Origin of the sequence: Bradyrhizobium sp. Mp27 (assembly GCF_029953005.1) — a bacterium.
Lineage (GTDB): Bacteria > Pseudomonadota > Alphaproteobacteria > Rhizobiales > Xanthobacteraceae > Bradyrhizobium > Bradyrhizobium barranii.
This window is the reverse complement of sequence record NZ_JASAUS010000774.1, coordinates 1-240: the sequence shown is the minus strand read 5'-3', so window position 1 is coordinate 240 and position 240 is coordinate 1. Positions and strand designations below refer to the sequence as shown.

The window sequence follows — 240 nt, the reverse complement described above, 5'->3', positions numbered from 1 at the left end:
CGATTCCGCCCTTCTCGTTTCCAGCCGTTCACGCCAAGAAAGTCACAGCTGCCTTCGATGGTGGGCGCCTAACCTCGAACGGGGGCGTGATGCTTCTGGCGATGGCCGAGCAGCGTCTCGGTTTGGCCAACAATCTGGCCCGGGTGTTCCCGGATCGGCGCGATCCGACGCGGGTCGTGCACAGCCTTGTCGATATGTTCCGCGCGCGCATGTTCGCGATCTGCTGCGGCTACGAGGACG

Annotated in this window: 1 protein-coding gene; it reads left to right on the top strand. The window is 63.8% G+C overall.

Translation table 11 applies throughout. The annotated features are described in order from the left end of the window. Nucleotides 1-2 precede the first annotated feature (2 nt). Nucleotides 3-240: transposase (locus QJT78_RS52625; protein WP_281460995.1), on the top strand; the 238-nt coding region annotated here is incomplete at its 3' end.